The organism is Bordetella genomosp. 13 (genome assembly GCF_007679965.1).
GTDB lineage: Bacteria > Pseudomonadota > Gammaproteobacteria > Burkholderiales > Burkholderiaceae_B > Bordetella.
Map to the genome: position 1 here is coordinate 175,203 of NZ_VEHL01000012.1, position 14,613 is coordinate 189,815.

At 66.2% G+C, this 14,613-nt stretch carries 15 protein-coding genes and 1 other RNA gene; 9 read left to right on the top strand and 7 right to left on the bottom strand.

Features of this window, described 5'->3' with window-relative positions; translation table 11 throughout:
• Positions 1-50: 50 nt before the first annotated feature.
• Positions 51-980: a LysR family transcriptional regulator gene (locus FS845_RS24795; protein ID WP_144640809.1), complete on the bottom strand. Its 930-nt coding sequence runs from the start codon at positions 978-980 to the stop codon at positions 51-53.
• 127 nt (positions 981-1,107) lie between these two features.
• On the opposite strand from FS845_RS24795, the gene FS845_RS24800 reads away from it, so the two are divergent.
• The gene (locus tag FS845_RS24800) at positions 1,108-1,764 is read left to right on the top strand and encodes an FMN-dependent NADH-azoreductase (protein WP_144640721.1); all 657 of its coding nucleotides are present in this window, start codon (positions 1,108-1,110) and stop codon (positions 1,762-1,764) included.
• Positions 1,765-1,818: 54 nt separating this feature from the next.
• On the opposite strand, the gene FS845_RS24805 is transcribed toward FS845_RS24800, so the two are convergent.
• From FS845_RS24805 to FS845_RS24820, 4 genes are all read right to left on the bottom strand, one after another.
• Positions 1,819-2,721 carry an NAD(P)-dependent oxidoreductase gene (locus FS845_RS24805; protein WP_144640724.1) on the bottom strand — a complete coding sequence of 301 codons (903 nt, stop codon included), beginning with the start codon at positions 2,719-2,721 and terminating at the stop codon, positions 1,819-1,821.
• Between the two features lie 316 nt (positions 2,722-3,037).
• Positions 3,038-4,618 carry a gamma-glutamyltransferase family protein gene (locus FS845_RS24810; protein WP_144640727.1) on the bottom strand — a complete coding sequence of 527 codons (1,581 nt, stop codon included), beginning with the start codon at positions 4,616-4,618 and terminating at the stop codon, positions 3,038-3,040.
• 184 nt (positions 4,619-4,802) lie between these two features.
• A complete protein-coding gene (locus FS845_RS24815) occupies positions 4,803-6,308 on the bottom strand; it encodes a tripartite tricarboxylate transporter permease (RefSeq protein WP_144640730.1) in 1,506 nt (501 codons plus the stop codon).
• Between the two features lie 13 nt (positions 6,309-6,321).
• The gene (locus tag FS845_RS24820) at positions 6,322-6,786 is read right to left on the bottom strand and encodes a tripartite tricarboxylate transporter TctB family protein (RefSeq protein WP_144640733.1); all 465 of its coding nucleotides are present in this window, start codon (positions 6,784-6,786) and stop codon (positions 6,322-6,324) included.
• A gap of 405 nt (positions 6,787-7,191) precedes the next feature.
• Between FS845_RS24820 and FS845_RS24825 the strand changes: the two genes are divergently transcribed.
• The 4 genes from FS845_RS24825 (at position 7,192) to FS845_RS24840 (ending at position 9,039) form a co-directional block, all read left to right on the top strand.
• The gene (locus FS845_RS24825) at positions 7,192-7,611 is read left to right on the top strand and encodes a hypothetical protein (RefSeq protein WP_186332415.1); all 420 of its coding nucleotides are present in this window, start codon (positions 7,192-7,194) and stop codon (positions 7,609-7,611) included.
• Positions 7,611-7,922, top strand: a complete 312-nt coding sequence (locus FS845_RS24830) for a cell division protein ZapA (RefSeq protein ID WP_144640740.1) — start codon at positions 7,611-7,613, stop codon at positions 7,920-7,922. The genes FS845_RS24825 and FS845_RS24830 overlap by 1 nt, the downstream gene beginning before the upstream one ends.
• A 47-nt stretch (positions 7,923-7,969) precedes the next feature.
• Positions 7,970-8,155: non-coding RNA, 6S RNA (gene ssrS / locus FS845_RS24835), on the top strand.
• An 83-nt stretch (positions 8,156-8,238) separates the two neighbouring features.
• Positions 8,239-9,039, top strand: a complete 801-nt coding sequence (locus tag FS845_RS24840; protein ID WP_144640743.1) for an SIMPL domain-containing protein — start codon at positions 8,239-8,241, stop codon at positions 9,037-9,039.
• Here the strand turns inward: FS845_RS24840 and lgt are convergent.
• The gene (lgt, locus tag FS845_RS24845) at positions 9,014-9,805 is read right to left on the bottom strand and encodes a prolipoprotein diacylglyceryl transferase (RefSeq protein WP_144640746.1); all 792 of its coding nucleotides are present in this window, start codon (positions 9,803-9,805) and stop codon (positions 9,014-9,016) included. The genes FS845_RS24840 and lgt overlap by 26 nt on opposite strands.
• A 98-nt stretch (positions 9,806-9,903) precedes the next feature.
• Here lgt and ilvD point away from each other — a divergent pair, with 98 nt between their 5' ends.
• The 3 genes from ilvD (at position 9,904) to msrA (ending at position 12,545) form a co-directional block, all read left to right on the top strand.
• Positions 9,904-11,592, top strand: coding sequence for a dihydroxy-acid dehydratase (gene ilvD, locus FS845_RS24850; RefSeq protein ID WP_144640749.1), 1,689 nt, complete (start codon positions 9,904-9,906; stop codon positions 11,590-11,592).
• Positions 11,573-11,911 (top strand): c-type cytochrome, encoded by a 339-nt coding sequence (locus FS845_RS24855; protein ID WP_409929336.1) that lies wholly within the window; start codon positions 11,573-11,575, stop codon positions 11,909-11,911. Before ilvD ends, FS845_RS24855 begins: the two co-directional genes overlap by 20 nt.
• A gap of 76 nt (positions 11,912-11,987) precedes the next feature.
• Complete coding sequence (gene msrA / locus FS845_RS24860; RefSeq protein ID WP_144640755.1) at positions 11,988-12,545, top strand: peptide-methionine (S)-S-oxide reductase MsrA; 558 nt, start codon at positions 11,988-11,990, stop codon at positions 12,543-12,545.
• Positions 12,546-12,703: 158 nt separating this feature from the next.
• Here the strand turns inward: msrA and hppD are convergent, their stop codons facing one another.
• Positions 12,704-13,816 carry a 4-hydroxyphenylpyruvate dioxygenase gene (hppD, locus tag FS845_RS24865; protein WP_144640759.1) on the bottom strand — a complete coding sequence of 371 codons (1,113 nt, stop codon included), beginning with the start codon at positions 13,814-13,816 and terminating at the stop codon, positions 12,704-12,706.
• Positions 13,817-13,969: 153 nt separating this feature from the next.
• Between hppD and FS845_RS24870 the strand changes: the two genes are divergently transcribed.
• Positions 13,970-14,446, top strand: a complete 477-nt coding sequence (locus FS845_RS24870) for an Lrp/AsnC family transcriptional regulator (RefSeq protein ID WP_144640762.1) — start codon at positions 13,970-13,972, stop codon at positions 14,444-14,446.
• Positions 14,447-14,613 lie beyond the last annotated feature (167 nt).

The window sequence follows — 14,613 nt, forward strand, 5'->3', positions numbered from 1 at the left end:
AGGGGAAGGGCTCTCCCTTGCCGCGGGCACGTCTTTTTTCAGCTGTTTCCTCAGCCGGGATCCGACGGCGTGTCGATCATCCGATAGGCCTGGGGCAGCCGTTCCGACAGGAAGTCCACCAGCGCCCGCACGGCCGGCATCATGCCGCGCCGCGAGGGATAGATGCAGTGCACGATCCCTTCCGGCGAGCGCCAGTCCGGCAATACCCGCACCAACTGGCCGCGCCGAGTCTCTTCGCGGGTCGCCTCGGCCGGCAGCAGCGAGATGCCGCGTCCGCGCACCGCGGCCTGCGTCAGCACGATGAAATCGTTGCAGCACAGCTGCGGACGCAGCGCCACTTCGGTTTCTTCGTCCTGCGTGTTGTACAGCCGCCAGCGCACTTCCGCCTGCGGTTCGCTGAAGCTCAGCGTGGTGTGCGCCGCCAGGTCCTGGGGTGTTTCCGGCGTGCCGTGGCGCTGCAGGTAGGCGGGACTGGCCACCAGCGTGCCGCTGGCCGTGCCCAGGTGGCGCACCACCAGTTCCGCATCCGTATCGAGCCGCTCGCGCACGCGCAGGGCCAGGTCCACGCCTTCACGGATCAGGTCGACGCGGCGGTTGGTCACCACCATCTGCACCGACACGGCGGGCCAGGTGTCCAGGAATTCAGGCAGCAGGGGCGCCAGCGACGTCTGCGCCAGCGACACCGGACAGCTCACCACCACGGGGCCGGACGGCTCGGCCTGCAACTGCCGCATGGCGTCTTCGGCGGCGCGCGCCGAGGCCGTCATTTCCAGGCAGTAGCGCAGGTAACGCTCGCCGGCCGTGGTCAGCCGCAGGCGGCGCGTCGTTCGTTGCAGCAGGCGCACGCCCAGGCGTTCCTCGAGCTGGGAGATGCGGCGCGACAGGCGCGACTTGGGAATGTCGAGCGTGCGCGCTGCCGCGCTGAACCCGCCTTGCTCGACCACCTGCGCGAAATAATAGAGATCGTTCAGGTCTTGCATGATGCTCACTGTTCTATTTTTGGAACTAGGAGTTCATCTTACATGGGTTTATGTGAATAATTAACCCCCGTAGAGTGATGTCCATACCACGGCGATCCTGATTCGCCCCGAACTTTGGAGATCATTCATGAAGACCCTGCTGATTCTTTCGTCCGTCCTTGGTGACCGTTCGCATTCCAAGGCCCTGGCCGACCATTTCGTCGCCCGCATCCGCCAGTCCGACCCCGACGGCACGATCGTCGTGCGCGACCTGGCAAGCCAACCGGTGCCGTACTTCGACGCCAACACCGTCGGCGCGCTGTTCACGCCGGCCGAGTCCCGCACCGCCGAGCAGCGCGACATCGTCGCCTACAGCGACCGCCTGGTCGCCGAGCTGTTCGACGCCGACCGCATCATCTTCACCGCGCCGGTCTACAACTTCAATCCCCCGGCCCAGTTGAAGAGCTATTTCGACTTCGTCGCGCGGGCCGGCATCACGTTCCGCTACAGCCCGCAGGGCGTGCCGGAAGGCCTGGTGAAGGGCAAGGAGGCGTACGTGCTGATTTCGCGCGGCGGCAAGGCGGAAGGCACGCCGGACGACAACGTCGCGTCGCACATGCGCCAGATGCTGAACTTCCTGGGCATGAACCCCACGATCATCACCGCCCAGGGCCTGGCGATGGGCGAAGCGGCCATGCAGGAAGGCCTGGCCCGAGCCCGGCAACGCATCGACGCGCTGGACCTCGCAACGGCGCGGCCGGTCGGCGTCGAGTCGACCAGGCTCGAACTGGCCGAGGCGGCCTGATGACGCCCTGTACGGCCCGAGGGCGAGCCCTGGCGGCTCGCCCGCTGCGCGCGATCAGCGCAGGCGCTTGATCAGGCTGGAAGTGTCCCAGCGCCCGCCGCCCAGCTTCTGGACGTCTCCGTAGAACTGGTCGACCACCGCCGTCAGCGGCAGGCGCGCGCCGTTGCTGCGCGCTTCGTCCAGCACCAGGCCCAGGTCCTTGCGCATCCAGTCCACCGCGAAGCCGAAGTCGAACTTGTCGTCGACCATGGTGCCGCCGCGGTTCTCCATCTGCCAGCTCTGCGCCGCGCCCTTGCTGATGACGTCCAGCACCAGCTTCATGTCCAGTTCGGCCGCCTGGCCGAACGCAATGGCTTCCGACAGGCCCTGCACCACACCGGCGATGCAGATCTGGTTGACCATTTTGGCCAGTTGGCCCGCGCCGGGCGCGCCCACCAGGGTGACCGCGCGGCCGAAGGCCTGCGCCACCGGCTTAACGCTGTCGAACACGTCCGGCTCGCCGCCGCACATCACCGTCAGCACGCCGTTCACGGCGCCGGCCTGGCCGCCCGAGACCGGGGCATCGATGAAGTTCAGGCCCAGCTCCTTGGCCTTGGCATAGAGCTCGCGCGCCACGTTGGCCGACGCGGTGGTGTGGTCGACGAAGACGGCGCCCTTGGCCATGCCCGCGAACGCGCCATCGTCGCCCAGCACCACGCTGCGCAGGTCGTCGTCGTTGCCCACGCAGGCGAAGACGATCTGCGCGCCGGCGGCGGCCTCACGCGGCGTGGCGGCGGTGCGGCCGCCGAATTCCTGGCTCCAGGCCTGGGCCTTCGCCGGGCTGCGGTTATAGACGGTCACCTCGTGGCCCGCGCGCGCCAGGTGTCCGGCCATGGGCAGGCCCATGACGCCGAGGCCGAGGAAAGCGACCTTCTGGGCTGCGACCGAGTCGTAGCTCTTGGAACCGATGGATGCCATGGAAGAAGTCTCCGGTGTGGATGCGCGAGCGCGCAGGAATGAGGCGCCGGCTGTCGCCGAACGGCATGGGCGCGGGCGGGGGGCGTCTAGTATAAACAGGCGCAAACGTGCGCGTACAAGGGGCGCATGCCGTGCCGCACGACGCGCTCGTGCGTCGTGGCCGCGCGCGTTCGCCGGTCCATGCGGCGGACCGATGCGGCGGCCAGCGTGGTGGCCTCTTGCGACGCGGATCGGGTACTGCCGCAGGCGTGCGCCACGCCCGGCAAGCTTGCGCCGGCGACTGCGTGCGTTTCCGCCCGGCATTGCCTGTGCCGCGTCAGAGCCCTGCGGCCAGCCCGTCGCGCCGCCCATCACTGGCGCCCACGTAGCCCTGCATCGCCGGATCGCCCAGGCGCCACACGAACTGGCCCGAGCCGAAGTCGGCATGCGGATCGCGCGCGCGTTCCACCGCGTGGCCGCGCGCGCACAGCGCATCGAGCAGGGCGGCGGACAGGGTCGGTTCGGCGTCGACCGACATGCCATGGGTCCAGCGCCAACGTGGCGCGTCGCAGGCTGCCTGCGGCTGCTGGCCGTGGTCGACCATGCGCACCAGCGTCTGCACGTGGCCCTGCGGCTGCATGTTGCCGCCCATCACGCCCAGGCTGGCCAGCGGCGCGCCCGCGCGCGTCAGCAGCAGCGGCGTGCTGGCGTGTCCGGGGCGCTTGCCGCCCGCCACGGCATGGGCATGCGAGGGATCGGCCGAGAAGGCGTAGCCTCGGTTGTGCAGGCTGACGCCGGTGCCGGGCACGACCACGCCCGAGCCGAAGCCGATGTGATTGGACTGCACCAGGCTGACCATCATGCCCTGGCGATCGGCGGCGCTGACGTGCACGGTGCCGCCTTGCGGCGCGCGGCCCAGCGCGAACGGCTGGGCCCGTTTGGGATCGATGGCGGCGGCGCATGCGGCCAGCCGGGCGGGATCCAGCAGCGAATCGCGGCTCTCGGGCACGTCCGACAGCGCCAGCTTCACGGCCTCGATCATCAGGTGATGCACGTCAGGGTGATCCGGTGCGTACGCCGCCAGATCGAAATGCTGCAGGATGCCCATGGTGGCCAGCGAGGCAACGCCATGCGCATGGCCCTCTGACGGCAACTGGTGCAGCACGTGGCCGCGATACGGCTGTGCGATGGGGTCGACCCAGCGTGGCGCATAGCCGCGCAGGTCGTTCAGCGTAAGGACCGCGTCGTGTGCCTGCGCGTGCGCGACCAGCTTGTGCGCCGTCTCGCCTTCGTAGAAGTCGCGGCCGGTGGTCTGGGCCACGCGCCGCAGCGTCTCGGCCGCGCAGCGCAGCGTGAAATGCTCGCCCACCAGCGGCGCGCGGCCGCGAGGCATGAAGTGATCGGCGAAGCCGGGCATGGACTGCAGCAGGTCGACCTGCGCGGCCCATTTGCGTTGCACCGCTGGCGTCACCGCATAGCCGCGCTCGGCGTATTCGATGGCGGGTTCCATCAAGGTGGCAAACGACAGGCTGCCCAGCCGCTCGTGCAGCGCCGCCCAGCCCGCGATGGCGCCTGGCACGGTCACGCTGTCCCAGCCGCGGGCCGGAATGCGGCCCTGGTGGCGCGACTTGAAGTAATCAGGGTTCCAGGCGCCGGGCGCGGCGCCCGAGGCATCCAGGCCGTGCATGCGGGCGCCATCCCACACCAGGATGTAGCAGTCCGAGCCCAGGCCGTTGCCCACGGGTTCGGTGATGGCCAGCGCGGCGGCCGCGGCAATGGCGGCATCGACGGCATTGCCGCCCAGCGCCAGCATGCGCAGGCCGGCCTGCGCAGCCAGCGGTTGCGAGGTGGCCACCAGGTTGCGGGCGAAAACGGGAGCCCGCGACGAGGGATAAGGGTTGGTCCAGTCGAACGTCATGACGATGTCAGTGCGTCGGGTAAACCCCTAGCTTACCCCACCCGCGGACATGATTCGTATTATTTACAGATGTTTTCTGGCATTTGGCCAAAGAATCAGACGACAGGAAATTAAAAAGCCCCGGCGAGGCCGGGGCTTTGAAGCGGCGCATGCAAGGCTGCATGCGCCCGTCGGGAACACTTGCTCAGTCTTCTTCGACGAAGGTCTCTTCGCGCTTCTTGCGGATCGACGGCAGCGCCACCAGGATCACCAGGATCACGGCGAAGGCCAGCAGCGAGGCCGACAGCGGGCGCGTCACGAAGGTCGTGTAGTCGCCGCGCGACAGCAGCAGGGCACGACGGAAGTTCTCTTCCATCATGGGGCCCAGCACCAGGCCCAGCAGCAGCGGGGCGCCTTCGCACTTCAGCTTGGCCCACACGTAGCCGATGATGCCGAACATGGCGGTGGTGAAGATGTCGAACGTGTTGTAGTTCAACGAGTACACACCGATCGTGCAGAACACCAGAATGGCCGGGAACAGCACGCGGTAGGGCACCTTCAGCAGCTTGATCCACAGGCCGATCAGCGGCAGGTTCAGCACCACCAGCATCAGGTTGCCGATCCACATCGAGGCGATCAGGCCCCAGAACAGTTCCGGGTGGCTGGTCATGACCTGCGGGCCGGGCTGGATGTTGTGGATCGTCATCGCGCCGACCATCAGCGCCATCACCGCGTTGCCCGGGATGCCCAAGGTCAGCAGGGGGATGAACGAGGTCTGGGCGGCCGCGTTGTTCGCCGATTCCGGACCCGCCAGGCCGGCCGGGTGGCCCTTGCCGAAGCGCTCGGGGTTCTTCGAGATCTTCTTTTCCAGCGTGTACGACGCGAACGACGACAGCACGGCGCCACCGCCCGGCAGGATGCCCAGGGCCGAACCCAGGGCGGTGCCGCGCAGCACGGCCGGAGCGGCTTCCTTGAACTCCTGCTTGTTCGGGTACAGCGTGCCGATCTTGTCGGTGATGTCGACGCGGTTTTCCTTCTGCTCGAGGTTGGTCATGATTTCGGCGAAGCCGAACACGCCCATGGCCACGATGGCGAAGTCGATGCCGTCCTGCAGTTCGGGGATGCCGAAGTCGTAGCGGGCCACGCCCGAGTTGACGTCGGTGCCGACCATGCCCAGCAGCAGACCCAGGATGATCATGGCGATGGCCTTGGGCAGCGAACCCGAGGCCAGCACCACCGCGCCCACCAGGCCCAGCACCATCAGCGAGAAGTACTCGGCGGGACCGAACTGGAAGGCCACTTCGGCCAGCGGGGGCGCGAAGGCGGCCAGCAGCACGGTGGCCACGCAGCCGGCGAAGAACGAGCCGATGGCGGCGATGGCCAGTGCGGCGCCCGCACGGCCGTTACGCGCCATCTGGTGGCCGTCAAGCACGGTCACCACCGCGGATGTCTCCCCTGGCAGCGCCACGAGAATGGCCGTGGTCGAGCCGCCGTACTGGGCACCGTAGTAGATGCCGGCCAGCATGATCAGGCCGGCCACCGGGGGCAGCACGTAGGTGATGGGCAGCAGCATTGCGATGGTCGGCACGGGGCCGATCCCCGGCAGCACGCCGATCAGCGTGCCCAGAATGCAGCCCAGCAGGGCGTACAGCAGGTTTTCGGGCGTGAACGCGACCGAGAAACCCAGCATCAGGTTGTCAAGCAATTCCATTTGGGGTGCCTCCTCAGTTCGCGCCCAGGAACGACGGCCACAGCGGGAAGATCAGTCCCAGGCCCTTGATGAAGGCCAGGTACGAGAACACCACCAGGAAAATCGCGTTGCCGATAGCTACCTTCCAGCTGAACTCATGGCTGGCCAGGCTGCTGACGATGACCAGGACGGCCACCGAGAGATACACGCCCAGGGGGCGCAGGATCAGTGCGTAAAGGACGACAGAGCCGATCACCAGGAAGACGATGCGCCAATCGAACTTGTCGATGGTGGTCTCGGTCGCCTTCTTCGAGAGCGAACCCAGAAGGACGACGGCGCCCAGGAGGGCCAGGACCAGGCCGAGCCAGAACGGGAAATAGCCGGGGCCCATGCGGGCGGCGGTTCCCATCTGGTAACTGGTGGCTTGCCAGGCGAATCCGAGTCCGAGGGCGATGAACATCACCCCGGACCAGAAGTCCTGTTTATTGCGTAGCTGCATGATTGATTGGCTCCTGATTACAGCATGTCATAGGGAGGAAAGGGCCCTGTGCATCATTGGCGGTGGGCAAAACGGGCACTTCGAAGCGCCACTCGTTCTTGGGTGGTCCAGCTTGTTTTGGAAGCGCGAATGGTAATGGAGGGGGGGCCGACTGAGAACCCTGCTTGTTATGGTATTTGTCAGGGTTTTCCCGCGAATTAGGGAACTCTCGGGTCTATTTGGACGCGCGAAACGCGATTTGATGGCCCAATGAAAGCTTAGTGAAAGCAGAAAGAAAGCTGTTGGAAAGCCGTTGAGAGGCCGGTGCAAGCATGCTTTCAACACAGAATCCTACCGGATATTGCGCTTGCTCTCCGTCTTTTGGTTGGGCCCCGATCGACGCGCTCTTGGTATACGATAGCGCCCATGCTGCAAGACCTCGATCATCTCGCCGCCCGTCTCGGGCAACTGGTGCAGCGCACGCGACAGCTGCATGCCGAGCGCGATGCGCTGCGCGTACGCCTGAACGACAGCGAGGCGCAACAGCGCGCGCTGCTGCAGCGCTGCGCCGACCGCGACGCCGAACTCCAGGCCCTGCGTGAACGCCTGCAGGCGCACGACACCGCCGCCACTGAATTGAAGGCCGATGCCCGCCAGGTGGAAGAGTCCCTGCGCCAGCAACTGGCCCAGGAAACCGCCCAGCGCCAGGCGCTCGAGGCGCATGCCCAGGCGCGCGACTCCGACATGCAGCGGCTGCGCAATGCCGCTTCCACCGCACGCGAACGCATCGACGCCGTGCTGGCCCGCTTGCCGGGCGGCGGCGCTTCCATAGGAGAACAACCCTGATGGAACGCCTCGACGTCTCTATCCTGGGCCGCGACTATTCCCTGGCCTGCTCCGCCGAGGAAAAGCCCACGCTGCTGGCCGCCGTGCGCCACGTCGACCAGCTCATGCTGCGCATCCAGGGCACCGGCAAGATCACCAGCAACGAACGCATCGCCGTCATGGCGGCGCTGTCCATCGCCGGCGAACTGCTGGGCATGAAGGCGCCCGACGGCCCGCTGGGCGGTTTGGCGGTTGGCGACTTCAAGCGTAAAATCGACGAGATGAATGGCATGCTGGACGACGCGCTCTCCGGCCAGGAAAAGCTGCTTTAAGCTACGTCCTGAAGCAACACTGCCAACATTCTTGCTGTATTCTCGGTTTGTCCCTGCCGTGTTCGTGACTCGGCCATACATTCTCTGAACCTATGTCTTACGGCATATAGGTTGCGAGAGTGCGGAACTGGAGTGATCGTCTCTCCGTAGACGAACCCGATGTTCTGCCAATCGCGGCCGACTTGAACCTCAGGGTTCGAGATGCCGGCCTAGACGGCACAGGCGGGGCATCTATTCGGCGGCCTGCGTTTCGCAGGTCCGCCCATCTCGGCGGCGGCTTCTGGCCGCCGTGTTTCTTTCTCCACAGGGTTCCCTCATGTCCAGACTCCCCGCGTTTCTGTCGAACAAGCTCGCCCTCGCGTGCCGCACGGCATTGGCCCTGAGCCTGCTTTCCAGTGCCGTGGCCGCGGCCCAGCCGGCGGCGCCTTCGCCCGTGGCGCCCACCGCCGAGCCCCAGGCCCGCCCCGAGCCCGGCGCCGAACATGGAAGGGAAGGCCGCGCGCCGCGCATGACGCTGCAGGCATCGGCTTCCACCGAGGTCATGCAGGACACCGTGCGCATCTCGCTGTCGGCCGAGGTCGACGGGCCCGACCAGCCCACCGCAGGCCAGCGCCTGACGAAGGCGCTGGAAGACGCGGTCAAGCGCGCCAAGGGCACCGAAGGCGTGGACGTGCGTACGGGCGGCTTCAATGTGTGGCCCAACACCGACAACAAGGGCAAGGTCACCAGTTGGCGCGGCCAGGGCGAGATCGTGCTGCAGTCCAAGGACTTCGCCAAGGCGTCCGCGCTGGCGTCAAAGCTCAGCGACAAGACCGCCATCTCCAACATCGGCTTCATGCTGTCGCGCGAGGCGCGCGAAGCCGAAGAGCGCAAGCTGCTGACTCAGGCCGCGCAGGCCTTCCGCGAGCGCGCGGTGGCCGCGTCCGGCGCGTTCGGCTTCTCGGGCTATCGGATCGTGCGTCTCGATCTTGACGGCGCCGGCGCCGCGCAACCCATGGCTCGGGCGCCCGCGCCCATGATGATGGCCAAGGGCGCCGATGCCCGCGCCGACGTTCCGCTGGAAGCCGGCGAGGTCACCGTGACCGTGTCGGTCACTGGGACGATTTCCTTGCAGTAAACCAGGCGAACATGGCCGCGCCGATGATCACCATCGGCAGCGACAGCCATTGCCCCATGCTCAGGCCGGCCGCCAGCAGGCCCAGGAAGCCGTCGGGTTCACGGGTGAATTCCACCAGGAAGCGGAACAGCCCGTAGAAGATCAGGAACAGCGCGCTGACCTGGCCGGTCTTGCGCGGCTTGGCCGAGAAGCCCCACAGGATCAGGAACAGCACGATCCCTTCCAGGCCCAACTCGTACAACTGGGACGGGTGGCGCGCCAGTCCGTCGCCGGACTGCGGAAACACCATGGCCCACGGCACGTCCGTGGGGCGGCCCCACAATTCGCCGTTGATGAAGTTGCCCAGCCGACCCGCGGCCAGCGCCGGTGGGATCAGCGGCGCCACGAAGTCGCTGAGCGTGAACAGCGACACGCCTTTCTTGCGCGCGAACAGGAACATCACGAGGATCACGCCCAGCAGGCCGCCGTGGAAGGACATGCCGCCTTCCCACAGGTAGAAGATCTCCAGCGGATGCGACAGGTAATGCGTGGGCTTGTAGAACAGCACGTAGCCCAGGCGCCCGCCCAGCACCACGCCCAGCACCGTATAGAACGTCAGGTCTTCCAGGTCGCGCACGGTCAGGAACGTGGTGTGGCCGCGCACGATGCGCCAGCGGCCCAGCAGATAGGCGCTGGCAAAGCCCACCAGGTACATCAGCCCATACCAATGGACCGCGAGCGGCCCGATGCGGATGGCGATGGGATCGAATTGGGGATACTGAAGCATGTTCCGCCCGGCAGAAAAAGTTGTCCGATAATAACCGGCAGGCGCCCGGGGCCGGCCGCCGCGTTGCAGGCAAATCAAACCCGCCAGGAGACCAGACCATGCCGCACAACGAACGTTCCCGCCACATCACCCATGGCGTCGCGCGCGCGCCGAATCGCGCAATGTACTACGCGCTCGGTTACCGCGAAGCCGATTTCGACAACCCCATGATCGGCGTGGCCAACGGACATTCCACCATCACGCCCTGCAACAGCGGCCTGCAGCGTCTGGCCGACGCGGCCATCGAGGCCGTGCGCGCCTCCAAGGCCAATCCGCAGGTCTTCGGCACGCCCACCATTTCCGACGGCATGTCGATGGGCACCGAGGGCATGAAGTACTCACTGGTCTCGCGGGAAGTCATCGCCGACTGTATCGAGACCGCCGCGCAGGGGCAGTGGATGGACGGCGTGGTGGTCATCGGCGGCTGCGACAAGAACATGCCTGGCGGCATGATCGCGCTGGCGCGCATGAATGTGCCCGGCATCTATGTGTACGGCGGCACCATCAAGCCGGGCCGCTACCAGGGCAAGGATCTCACCATCGTGTCGGTATTCGAGGCCGTAGGCGAATTCACCATGGGCCGCATGGACGAGCACGACTTCAAGCAGATCGAGCAGTGCGCCATTCCCGGCTCGGGCTCGTGCGGCGGCATGTATACCGCCAACACAATGAGCTCGGCCTTCGAGGCCATGGGCATGAGCCTGCCATATTCCAGCACCATGGCCAACGAGGACGAGGAAAAGGTCGCGTCGGCCGCCGAGTCGGCGCGCGTGCTGGTCGATGCCGTGCGGCGTGGCGTGCGGCCGCGCGACATCATCACCCGCCGGTCCATCGAGAACGCCGTGTCCGTCATCATGGCCACGGGCGGCTCCACCAACGCCGTGCTGCACTTCCTGGCCATCGCGCATGCTGCCGAAGTCGAATGGACCATCGACGACTTCGAGCGCATCCGCCGCCGCGTGCCCGTCATCTGCGACCTGAAGCCCTCAGGCAAGTACGTCGCCACCGACCTGCATCGCGCGGGCGGCATTCCCCAGGTGATGAAGCTGTTGCTGGATGCCGGCCTGCTGCATGGCGACTGCATCACCATCACCGGCAAGACCATCGCCGAGACGCTGGCCGACGTGCCGTCGGTGCCGTCCGCCGACCAGGACGTCATCATGCCGATGGACCGCGCGCTGTACCCGCAAGGCCACCTCGCCATCCTCAAGGGCAACCTGGCGCCGGAAGGCTGCGTGGCCAAGATCACCGGCCTGAAGAACCCCGTCATCACCGGCCCGGCCCGCGTCTTCGATTCCGAGGACGATGCCATGGCCGCCATCATGGCGCGCCAGATCCAGCATGGCGACGTGGTCGTCATCCGCTACGAGGGTCCGAAGGGCGGCCCGGGCATGCGCGAGATGCTCGCGCCCACCTCCGCGCTGATCGGGCAGGGGTTGGGCGAAACCGTGGGCTTGATCACCGACGGCCGCTTCTCGGGCGGCACCTGGGGCATGGTGGTGGGGCACGTCGCGCCCGAGGCCTACGTGGGCGGCGCCATCGCGCTGATCCGCGAGGGCGATTCGGTTACCATCGACGCCCACAAGCTGCTGCTGCAGCTCGATGTCGGCGACGAGGAATTGGCGGAGCGCCGCCGGCAATGGGTGGCGCCCAAGCCGCGCTACACGCGCGGCGTGCTTGCCAAGTTCGGCAGGCTTGCCAGTTCCGCCAGCCTTGGGGCAGTTACGGATGCATTCGATGAAGCCTAGGGTGGCGCTGGCCGCCCTGACCCTGCTGGCGGCCGGCGCCGCCGGCGCCCAGCAGGTGGATGGACAGAAACTCGCGGCAAGCAAGGCCTGTATGGCCTGTCACCAGGTGGACAGCAAACGCGTCGGGCCGCCGTTGCGCAGCGTCTCCGAACGCTATGCCGGCCAGCCCGAAGCGCTGGAGTACCTGGCCAACAAGATCCGCGGCGGCGGCCGCGGCGCCTGGGGCGCGGTGCCCATGCCGGCCCAGACGCACGTCAGCGAGCAGGACGCCAGGCAACTGGCCGAATGGGTGCTGTCCCTGGCGCCCGCCAAGCCCTAGCCTTGAAGCGGCGCGATATGCCCCCATGCTGCGGATTGGGCGCACGCCGCGTCTCGGCACACAGGAGTCATAGATCATGTCCGAACTGAAAACCGCACCCGGCCACGAAGTCGCCATCCTCGGCGGCGGTTGCTTCTGGTGCGTAGAAGCCGTTTTCCAGGACCTGCGCGGCGTGACCAGCGTGTTGCCCGGCTACAGCGGCGGCCACGTCGATCATCCCACCTATGAGCAGGTCTGCGGCAAGCAGACCGGCCACATCGAGGTGGCGCGCATCGAGTTCGATCCGCAGGTGCTGTCCTACAGCGACCTGCTGCGCGTGTTCTTCGCCACGCACGATCCCACCACCCCGGGCCGCCAGGGCAACGACGTCGGTCCGCAGTACGAGTCGGCCATCTTCTGGCAGGACGACGCACAGCGCGAGCAGGCCCAGGCCGTCATCGCCGAGGTCGACGGGCAGCAAGTCTACGACGCGCCCATCGTCACCCAGCTGCTGGCCCCGGCCACCTTCTGGCAGGCCGAGGACTACCACCGCAATTACTTCAACTCGCATCCCGAGCAGGGCTACTGCCAGTTCGTGATAGCGCCCAAGGTGGCCAAGTTCCGCAAGCAGTTCCGCGACCGCCTGGTACGCTGACCCCCTTGCGTCGCAGCATCGCGGCCCGAGTCGGTATGTCTGGAATAGGACCTCTCTTGAGGCCCTATCCCATGTAGGCTGCCGGGCGAACGACCTGGCCGCGTCTGCTTGCCGCCTGGCGAAGGAATGGCGAGCCGCCTCGCGCGGCCCGCCGCCGATCACTCGACCGACTTCACCACGCCGCGGCGCATCTGGTCCAGTTCGATGGATTCGAACAGTGCCTTGAAGTTGCCTTCGCCAAACCCATCGTTGCCCTTGCGCTGGATGATCTCGAAGAAGATCGGGCCGATCTGGTTCTCGGTGAAGATCTGCAGCAGCAGGCCGCCGCCGGGGGCGCCATCCAGCAGGATGCGGTTCTGGCGCAGGCGGTCCGTATGCTCGCCGTGTCCGGGCAACCGGCGTTCCAGCAGTTCGTAATAGGTCTCGGGCGTATCCAGGAACACTACGCCGTTCTTGCGCAACGATTCGATGGTCGCGTAGATGTCGTCCGTCGCCATGGCGATGTGCTGGATGCCCTCGCCGCGGTACAGGTCCAGGTATTCCTGGATCTGGCCTTTTTCCTCGGTGCCTTCCTCGTTGATCGGGATGCGGATGTTGCCGCACGGCGAGGTCATCGCCTTCGACTTCACGCCGGTCACCTTGCCTTCGATGTCGAAGTAGCGCACCTCGCGGAAGTTGAACAGGCGCTCGTAGAACTCCGCCCACTCCGCCATGCGACCCTTGTGCACGTTGTGCGTCAGATGGTCGACCAGCGTCAGGCCGGCGCCCGCGTGGTTCAGGTCCTGCTGCGCGTTGGCGGGATCGATGGGTTCGAAATCCACGTCATAGATGCCGATGTCGCCGATGCCGCCGTGGCCATGCTTGCCGCGCCAGCGGTCCACCAGGTAGATCAGCGAATCGCCGATGCCTTTGATCGCCGGGATGTTCAGCTCCATCGGACCGCTGTGCGAATCGAAACCCCAGGCGCCCAGTTCCAGCGCGCGCTTGTACGCCTTCGCGGCATCGTCCACGCGAAAGCCGATGGCACAGATCGACGGGCCGTGCAGCCGTGCGAACCGCTGCGCGAACGAGTCGGGTTCGGCATTGATCAGGAAATTGATCCCGCCCTGTCGATACAGCGTGACGTCCTTGTGGCGGTGCCGCGCGATGGCCTTGAAGCCCAGCAGTTCGAAGACCTTGCGCAGCGCGACGGGATCGGGGGCGGTGTACTCGATGAACTCGAACCCCGACGTGCCCATGGGGTTGTCCCAAGGTTGAAAACCGCTTTCCATGTCTGCTCTCCCTTATTGATGCCCGCCATGCCGGATGGCAGGTGCGAAACCGAAATTGTAGGGAGAAGCGCCGGGCAGGCGATTGCGAAAATGGCTCATGCGCCCGAGATCGGAGCAATAATATTGCTTTGAAATTAAAGTGCGAGAAATCATATGGCTGAAATTGAACTGGACAGGACAGATCGCAGAATCCTGGCCGAATTGCAGCGCGACGGGCGGCTCAGCAACCAGGAGCTGGCAGAGCGCGTGTCGCTGTCCCCCAGTCCCTGCCTGCGCCGTGTGCGCCGGCTGGAGGAACAGGGGTACATCAAACGCTATGTGGCGCTGGTCGACGCCGAGCGGGTAGGACTGGGATTGCTGGCCTACGTATCCATTCGCCTGAACAAGCACGTGGCGGGCAGTCATGCCCCCATGGCCGACTTCGCGCGTGCCGTGCAACTGTGGCCCGAGGTGGTCGAGTGCTATGCCATGTCCGGCGACATGGATTACCTGCTGCGCATCCAGGTGGCCGACCTGGCCCATTTTTCGCGTTTTGCCATGGACACGCTGATGCAGCACCCGGCGGTGGTGGACATGCGTTCCTTCTTCGCCCTGCAGCAGATCAAGGAGACGACGGAGTTGCGGCTCTAGGGGGAGGGCGTTGCCTATAACGGGGTTGGTTATCGGCTGGGTCCATATAGGAGGGGCTCGACGCTATGGATTGGCGGAGGGCGTCATCGGAGATCCATGCCCGGTTCACGGCGATGGCATTTCTTCCGGCCCCATTTGCCTTCAGTGAAAACCCTGTGCTATAGTTT